The sequence below is a fragment of the Streptomyces sp. NPDC058576 genome, from assembly GCF_042718715.1.
GTDB lineage: Bacteria > Actinomycetota > Actinomycetes > Streptomycetales > Streptomycetaceae > Streptomyces.
On sequence record NZ_JBHXPF010000045.1, the window covers coordinates 54,897 to 62,692 of the forward strand.

At 74.0% G+C, this 7,796-nt stretch carries 7 protein-coding genes; 2 read left to right on the forward strand and 5 right to left on the reverse strand.

The window, feature by feature from the left end:
- Positions 1-49: 49 nt before the first annotated feature.
- Both ACFWRV_RS26765 and ACFWRV_RS26770 read right to left on the reverse strand, forming a co-directional pair.
- On the reverse strand, positions 50-1,732 hold the full coding sequence (locus tag ACFWRV_RS26765; RefSeq protein WP_384338285.1) for an AMP-binding protein: 1,683 nt from the start codon (positions 1,730-1,732) through the stop codon (positions 50-52).
- On the reverse strand, positions 1,729-2,502 hold the full coding sequence (locus ACFWRV_RS26770; RefSeq protein ID WP_384338286.1) for an SDR family oxidoreductase: 774 nt from the start codon (positions 2,500-2,502) through the stop codon (positions 1,729-1,731). Before ACFWRV_RS26770 ends, ACFWRV_RS26765 begins: the two co-directional genes overlap by 4 nt.
- Positions 2,503-2,715: 213 nt before the next feature.
- Here ACFWRV_RS26770 and ACFWRV_RS26775 point away from each other — a divergent pair, with 213 nt between their 5' ends.
- A complete protein-coding gene (locus tag ACFWRV_RS26775) occupies positions 2,716-3,996 on the forward strand; it encodes an exo-beta-N-acetylmuramidase NamZ domain-containing protein (protein ID WP_384338287.1) in 1,281 nt (426 codons plus the stop codon).
- Positions 3,997-4,063: 67 nt separating this feature from the next.
- On the opposite strand, the gene ACFWRV_RS26780 is transcribed toward ACFWRV_RS26775, so the two are convergent.
- Positions 4,064-4,546, reverse strand: coding sequence for a GNAT family N-acetyltransferase (locus ACFWRV_RS26780; RefSeq protein ID WP_384338288.1), 483 nt, complete (start codon positions 4,544-4,546; stop codon positions 4,064-4,066).
- Positions 4,547-4,780: 234 nt separating this feature from the next.
- Here ACFWRV_RS26780 and ACFWRV_RS26785 point away from each other — a divergent pair, with 234 nt between their 5' ends.
- Entirely contained in the window at positions 4,781-5,398 is a 618-nt protein-coding gene (locus tag ACFWRV_RS26785) for a hypothetical protein (RefSeq protein ID WP_384338289.1), read from the forward strand.
- Between the two features lie 135 nt (positions 5,399-5,533).
- On the opposite strand, the gene ACFWRV_RS26790 is transcribed toward ACFWRV_RS26785, so the two are convergent.
- Together ACFWRV_RS26790 and ACFWRV_RS26795 are read right to left on the reverse strand one after the other, a co-directional pair.
- The gene (locus ACFWRV_RS26790) at positions 5,534-6,577 is read right to left on the reverse strand and encodes an alcohol dehydrogenase catalytic domain-containing protein (protein WP_384338290.1); all 1,044 of its coding nucleotides are present in this window, start codon (positions 6,575-6,577) and stop codon (positions 5,534-5,536) included.
- A 14-nt stretch (positions 6,578-6,591) separates the two neighbouring features.
- Positions 6,592-7,796, reverse strand: a 1,205-nt coding sequence (locus ACFWRV_RS26795; protein ID WP_384338291.1) for an aldehyde dehydrogenase family protein, incomplete at its 5' end; no start/stop codon positions are given.

The following is a 7,796-nucleotide window of genomic DNA, read 5'->3' on the forward strand; positions in this document are numbered from 1 at the left end:
GAGCCGCCACCTTCCTTTCGTGCCGTGCGTACGCTGTGTCGACGCGGTTCTAACGGGGTGAACGCAGTTCCCGCCTGAGGATCTTCCCACTCGCCGTCTTCGGCAGCTCGGTCAGGATCTCCACCTCGCGCGGATACTTGTACGCGGCGAGCCGTTCCTTGCAGTACGCGCCCAGCTCGCCGGGCTCCACCGAGGCCCCCGGACGCAGACTCACGTACGCCCGGACCGTCTCGCCCCGGTAGGCGTCGGGCACGCCCACGACGGCCGCCTCGCGCACCGCGGGGTGGGTGTAGAGGACATCCTCCACCTCGCGGGGCCACACCTTGAACCCGGAGGCGTTGATCATGTCCTTCTTGCGGTCGACGACGTACAGCCAGCCCGCCGCGTCCATGAACCCGATGTCACCGGTGCGCAGCTCGCCGTCCGGGAAGGCGGCGGCGGTGGCCTCGGGGAGGTTCCAGTAGCCGGAGACGACCTGGGGGCCGCGCACCGCGATCTCGCCCTGCTCCCCGAAGGGCACCTCCCGCCCCTCCTCGTCGAGGATCCGTACGACGGTGTCGGGCCCGGGGACGCCGACCGAGAGCGTGCCCGAGACCGGATCCACGGGGGCCTCGCGCTCGGGCGGGACGGAGGCGCAGGGGGCGGTGCACTCGGTGAGCCCGTAGCCGTTGCGGATGTACGGGCCGAAGCCCGCGCGGAACTTCTCCACGAGCGCGGGCGGCAGGGGCGCGCCGCCGGAGGAGATCACCCGGAACGAGGCGAAGTGGTCCGGGGTGACGTCCGGGTGCGCGGCCAGGGCCATGAAGGCGGTCGACGGGCCGACGGTGTAGGCGGGCCGGTGGGTGGCGAAGGCCTCCAGGACGACGCCCGCCTCGAAGCGGTGGGCGAGGACGAGGGTGCCCGCGTTGGCGACGCAGGCGGAGAGCTGGCAGACCATGCCGGTGATGTGGAAGAGCGGGGCGAGCGCGAAGTAGGCGGAGCCCTCGGGGATCGGGTGGCCGGTGCGCTGGCGTTCGGCGTTGACCATGATGTTGCCGTGGGCGTTCATCGCGCCCTTGGGGGTGCCGCTGGTGCCGGAGGTGTAGCTGATCAGCGCGGTGTCGGCGGCGGTCAGCTCCCGGTCCGCCGGGGCCGGGTTCCCGGCGCGGGCGGCCGTCAGCAGGTCGTCCGCGAGGTCGTCGGGGCCGGGGGCGGGAAGCCGCTCGAAGCCGAGGACGCGCGGGTCGTTCACGCTCTGGAGGTCCAGCTCGCAGGCGGTGAGCGCGATACGGAGGTCCGGGGCGGCCGCCGCGGTGTCCCGCAGATACGCCTCCCACGCCCGGTCCGAGCAGATCAGCGCGGTGACCCCGGCGTCGGCGAGGACGTGGCCGACCTCGCCGGACTTGTACATCGGGTTGAGCGGAACGACGGTCGCGCCCGCCTTCCACGCGCCGAGCAGCGCGAGGGCGAAGTGCGGGCTGTTCTGGAGCATGATCGCGACCCGGTCGCCGCGGCGCAGCCCCCGGGCGGCGAGGTGCCCGGCCACCGAGTCGGACAGCTCGTCGGTCTCGCGGTAGCTCAGCCGCCCGTCGAAGTAGGCCAGGGCCGTACGGTCCGGGGCCCGGTCCACGGCCGCCCGCCAGGCGTGGGGCACGGTCGGGGCCGGGGTGACGGGGGCGCGCTGGGCCTCGCTGAGGAGGGCGAGCCAGGGCCGGGCGGCGTAGATCGAGCCGGCGGCGGTCGTGTCGCTCATGCTTCGCTCGCCTCCTCCCACTGCCGCTGGAGCCGGTTCATCCCGCGCATCCACCGGTCGGGATCGGCGGCGCGGGCCTGGTAGTAGCCCGCCACCTCGGGGTGCGGCAGGACCAGGAACCGGTCGGCCTCCATCGCCTCGAACAGGGCGTCGGCGACGGCGTCCGGCTCGATGGCGCCGGGCGCGAGGACCAGCTCGCCGGCCGAACCGGCGGCGGTGAGCATGTCGGTGCGCACGCCCTGCGGGCAGATCGCGTGGACCTTGATCCCCCGGTGGCGGTAGGTGAGCGAGAGCCACTCGGCGAAGGCGACCGCCCCGTGCTTGGTGACGCTGTACGGGGCCGCGCCGATCATCGTCAGCAGCCCGGCGGCGGACGCGGTGGTGACGAACCGGCCGCCGCCGCGCTCCAGCCAGTCCGGCAGGAGGGCCCTGGCCGCGCGGACATGGGCCATCACGTTGACGTCCCAGGCGGCGGCCCAGACCTCCTCGTCGGCGAACACGTCTCCGGGCGAGGCGAGACCCGCGTTGGCGCAGTAGACGTCCACCGTGCCGTCCAGCGCGTCCCGGGCCGCGTCCACGATCCCCGAGGCGTCCCCGGCGACGGCGATGCCGCCGATCTCCTTCGCGAGCGGTTCGATCCGTGCGAGGTCGAGGTCGTTGACGACGACCCGCGCACCCGCGTCGGCGAACCTGCGGGCCAGAGCGGCTCCGATGCCGCCTCCGGCCCCTGTGACCACTACGCCGGCGCCCTGCACCGTACCCATCGTCATCCCGCCTTTCCCATCCGGCTGCACCGGCAGACTAACCGGTCGGTATGTGATCGGGGAAGGGTCGGGAACGGGCCGGGAGGTGCGACGCGTCCGGGGCGGGAGGCGAGCGATGTCCGGCTCGGGGAATCGGCGCGGCCCAGGTCGTTCCGTGCGGCCCCGGCCCGCGCTAGCGTGCGTGGCCATGACAGTCGGCGCGATCATGGAGGTAGCGGAATGAGCCTGTCCCGACGTGGTGTGCTGGCCGCGGGAGGCGCCGTGGGAGCGCTCGCGGCGACGGCGGCCGGCACCGGTCCCGCCGTGGCCTCGGCCGTTCCCGGACGCGGCTCCGGGCCCGGGCGCGGCCGGGTGCGTACCGGCTTCGACCGGCTGGCGGCCGACGGCTACCGGCTGCTGCGGGGCCAGAAGGTCGGGATCGTCACCAACCCGACCGGGGTCACCGCCGACGTCCGGCACATCGTCGATGTGATGCACCCGGACACGCGGGTGAACCTGACGTCCGTGTTCGGCCCCGAGCACGGGTTCCGGGGCACCGCGCAGGCGGGCGGCTCCGAGGGCCGGTACGACGACCCGGCGACCGGGCTGCCGGTCTACGACACGTACCTCAAGAGCGGGCAGGACCTCGCGAACATCTTCACCGCCTCGGGCGTGGACACGGTCGTCTTCGACATCCAGGACGCGGGCGCGCGCTTCTACACGTACATCTGGACGCTGTACGACTGCATGGAGGCGGCCGCGCTGGCGGGCAAGCGCCTCGTCGTGCTGGACCGGCCGAATCCGGTCACCGGGCGGGCGGCCCTGGGCCCGGTGCTGGACCCGGCGTTCGCCACGTTCGTCGGCCGCCGGGAGATCGCCCAGGCGCACGGGATGACGGTGGCGGAACTGGCGCTGTTCTTCAACGCGGAGTTCCTGCACGAGAATCCGGCGCGGCTGGACGTGGTGACGATGTCGGGGTGGCGGCGCTCGGACTTCTTCGACACCACCGGGCTGCCGTGGGTGCCGCCGAGCCCGAACATGCCGACGCCCGAGACGGCTCTCGTCTACTCCGGCACCTGCCTCTTCGAGGGCACGAACCTCTCCGAGGGCCGGGGCACCACGCGCCCCTTCGAACTCCTCGGCGCGGAGGGCATCGACCACCGCTGGGCGGCCGCCGCGAACGCGCTGGAGCTGCCGGGGGTCGCCTTCCGGGAGGCGTACTTCGCGCCGACGTTCTCCAAGTTCCAGGGGAAGACGGTGGGCGGGGTCCAGGTGCACGTCCAGGACCGGGAGGTCTTCGACCCGGTCCGCACCGGGATCGCCCTGCTGGTGACCGCGAAGCAGTCGTGGAGCGGCTTCGCCTGGCGGCCGGACAACTGGATCGACAAGCTCACCGGGAACACCCGGGTGCGCACGATGATCGACGCGGGCGCGGACACCGACACGGTGGTACGGGCGTGGCAGCGGGACCTGTCGGCGTTCCGGGCGAAGCGGCGGAGGTATCTGCGGTACGGCGGATAGCGGGAGGGCCCGGACCGGCCGTCCGCCCGGCCGGTCCGGGCGAACGGCCGGCCGGATGCCCGTCGGCTCAGCCGGTCAGGTCCAGGTCGCCGAGGTACTCGCCGTCGTCGGTGAGGCCCCGCTTGCGGTAGCCGAGCCGGAGGTAGAACTCCTCGGGGCCGCCCTCGCCGGGCTTCCACGTCACGGTCGAGACCGTCCCGCCGCGCCGGCGGACCTCCTCGTTGACCGCGCCCACGGCGAACCGTCCGTACCCCCGGCCCTGCTCGCCGGCGGCGATGGCGAGCCGCCAGAGCCCGGAGCGGGGCGGGGCGTCCGGCACCCCCGCGTCGAAGTCGAACGCGAGGTCGAAGTACGCCATCACGAAGCCGACGACGCGCTCACCGTCACAGATCAGCCGGGGCCAGGCGAGGCCGGGATGCACATAGGCCTCGGCCAGGGACTGCGCGACCGGGGCGACGAACACGCGCTGCTCGGGTGCGACTTCCAGCCGACAGGCGGCGAGCACATTGTCGGGGGTGACCTTCTCCAGGCGCGGGCGAGCTGTCGTCATGGCGGAACCCAACCGCACGGGACCGCCGCTGCGCCATCGGTTTTCGCCACCCGCGGGAGAACCGCACGCCCTCGCACCACCCGCCCGTGCGCCGCTCCGCTTCCGCCCGTGGCACCCCGTCCCACATGGGGAGTCTCGGCCAATGGACGGATTTCATCTTTCGATGGAGCCGAAACGGGCAGGCGTACGTCCATTCCTTGACGTCCAAGGACGAGCGACGGAGGTGGCGGTGTCATGGCCGGTTTCCGGAGTCTTGCGAGACAGGTCCGAGATCCGCTGGGTGATCTGGCCCTACGGCGGTATTCGCTGCGCAAGTGTTTGGAGAGGTTCGCCCCGTACGGGCACCGGGCGACCTGGGACCATCTGTGCGCCCGGCACGGGATCGGTCCCGAGGACCGGGCGCCCGATCCGGTGCGCCTGATGCGCGCGCTGGACGAACTGGAGGAGGCGCGGGCCGTCTGGCTCGCGTACGAGGCGGGGTTCGCGGAGCGGCGGCGGCGCGAGAAGCACGCGGGGGTGCGGCGGCCCGGCGCGTTCGACGACTGGCACCGCCGCACCTGGGGCGGGCACGGGGTGGCGCGCTGCGCCGATCCGGGCGTCCATCCCACCGAGCCGCTGGCGGAGGTCCTGCGCCGGCTGATCGCGGCGCTCGGCTCCGGCCCCGGCTCCGCCTGCCCGGTCTGCGCGGGCACCGGCATCGAATGGCGCCAGGAACGGGGCGACGAGCCGTGGGCGGGCCCGGTGTGCACAGGCTGCGGGATCGCGGTGCCGCAGCCCGCCCTGACCGACCGCACGCTGGCCAGGGCGCGGCTGCCGCGGCACCGGAGGCCGGCCGCTGTGGCGGCGGCGTGAGCACGCGTGCCCGACCGGCGGCCCGACCTCCCGGCCCCGAAGGGCCGGGGGCCAGGAGAGGCTCGGATGGTCAGACAGGCCCTAGGGCGTGTCGTTTGGGACCCCGCGAGCCCGACATGATCCAAACGACAGGCCCTAGGGGCGCAGGACGGGTTTGAGGCAGCGGCGGGCGTCCATGGCGTGGAACGCCTTCGGCGCGTCGGCCAGGGAGTAGGCCGCGTCGAACACCTCGCCCGGCCGCAGCGTGCCGTCGAGCACGTCGCCGAGCAGCCCCGGCATCGTGACGCGCACGTTCGCGCCCCCACCGGCGAGGGTGAGGTTCTTGCCGAACAGCTCCCACAGCGGCAGCGTGACGCCCCAGGGCAGACCCACGTAACCGATGCGGCCGCCGGGTCGTGCGCAGCCGATCGCCTGCCGGACCGACTGCAGCGACCCGACCGCCTCGATCACCTGGCCGCTGCCGCCGTCGAGCAGGTCGACGACCTCCGCCGCCCCCTCCTCGCCCCGGGCGGCGACCAGGTCGGTGGCCCCGTGGGCGCGGGCGAGCCGCCGACGCCACGGGTCGCGTGACATGACCACGATCCTGGCCGCACCGAGCCTGCGGGAGGCCAGGACCGCGCACTGGCCGACGGCCCCGTCGCCGACGACCACGACCGTGGACCCCGGGCCCACTCCGGCGTGCACGGCCGCCTCGTGTCCGGTGGACATCACATCGGTCAGGGCCAGCAGCGACGGGACGAGGCCGTCGGGCGGCGTCCCGGGAACGGCCACCAGCGTCGTGTCGGCCAGGGGTACCCGGACGAACTCGGCCTGTCCGCCGTCGAGCACCGATCCGTCGGGCCCGAACTCGCCGAACAGCCTGCCGTTCTCACAGGCGATCGGCAGGCCTCGGCGGCAGTGCGGGCAGGTGCCGTCCGAGGTGCTGAACGGGGCGAGGACGAAGTCCCCCGGGCGCAGGGCCGTCACGCCCGCGCCCGTGTCCTCGACGACGCCGACGAACTCGTGGCCGCTGCGGACCGGCCGGGGCAGGGGCGAGAGACCCCGCAACACGGACAGGTCCGAGCCGCAGACACCGGCCGCCACCACCCGTACCAGCGCGTCCGTCGGTTCCTCGATGTGAGGCTCCGGCACCTCCTCGACGCGCACGTCGCCCGGGGCGTGCATGACCACAGCGAGCACAGTGTGTCCTCCTCTCAGATTCCGGCGAGCGCGGTGCTGCGCATGAGGAACTCGGCAAGGTAACCGTCGTGCGGCATGTCCGGCGGCAGCCACCAGGTGGGCCGGTCCAGGCCGTAGACATTGCGGATGGACGGCTCGTCCAGCAGCGCGTCCACCAGGGTGGTGTTCGCGCCGGCGACGCCGACCACCAGCGATCCGCGCAACGGGGCCACGCCGTTGTCCGGAGACCAGGGGGCGACCCAGACGCAGGGGAACGGCAGCTCCAGACCGAGCTGTTCGGCCGACGGATCGTCCACCAGGTGCACCGCCGGCCGGAGCGCCGCGCTGCCGTCGCCCAGGTCGTGCACGACGGTGTCGCCGAGGACGGGCTCGCAGCCCGCCTCGCCTCGGCGCAGGGCGTCCTCGACCCGCCGGGCCTCCGCCAGGGGCAGGCACGGAAGCTGGGCGTCCTCCTGCTCCGGCGCCCTTGGCCGCAGCTTCGCGAGCCGCTCCGCCAGGGCCTCGGCGAAGCCTCTGGCGTCGTGTTCGACCAGGACCGCGGTCGTGTTGAGGCACGAGACGCCGCCCAGTCCGCCGACCGAGTCGGCGATGGTGCCGAGATACGGCTCCCACCGCCCCCTGACGAGTACTTTCACCCGGCCGGGCCCCTGCGTCAGGACCGGTGTCCCCGACGCTCCGCCCGCGTAACGGCGTACGGTCTCGTCCCCGCCGAAGACCATGGCGAGGTCGCTGCCGCGGACCAGTTCCCCGGCGGTGCCGTGGTCGCACGGCAGGGTGACCACCTCGTCGTCGGCGAATCCGGCCGAGCGCAGGGCCAGCACCAGCCGGTGGGGGGTGAACGGGTCGCGGCGCGAGGGGCGCACCGCGACGCGGTACCCCAGGGCCAGCGCTTCCAGCCACAGCGAGTGGACGGCCGGGTGGTTCCCGGACGCGTTGACGCCGAGCACCCGGCCGCGACGACGCCAGACGACGGCGCCGGTGTCCGGGGCGTGTCGCCGGCCCGGCGGCAGGGCCGCGCGGGGGCGGGCCCCGGCCGCGGTGTCGACCGCCTCGGCCAGCACGTCCGCGATGGTCGCCGTGGCGGCCCGGACGACCGACACCGGCACGCCGGCCGACCGTGCCACCAGCCGGTCGTGCTCCTTCGATGTCAGCCCGCCCAGCGTGTCCGAGGCGAAAGCCTCGCTCGCGGTCCGGAGCCGGCGGGCGAGCAGGGCCGGAG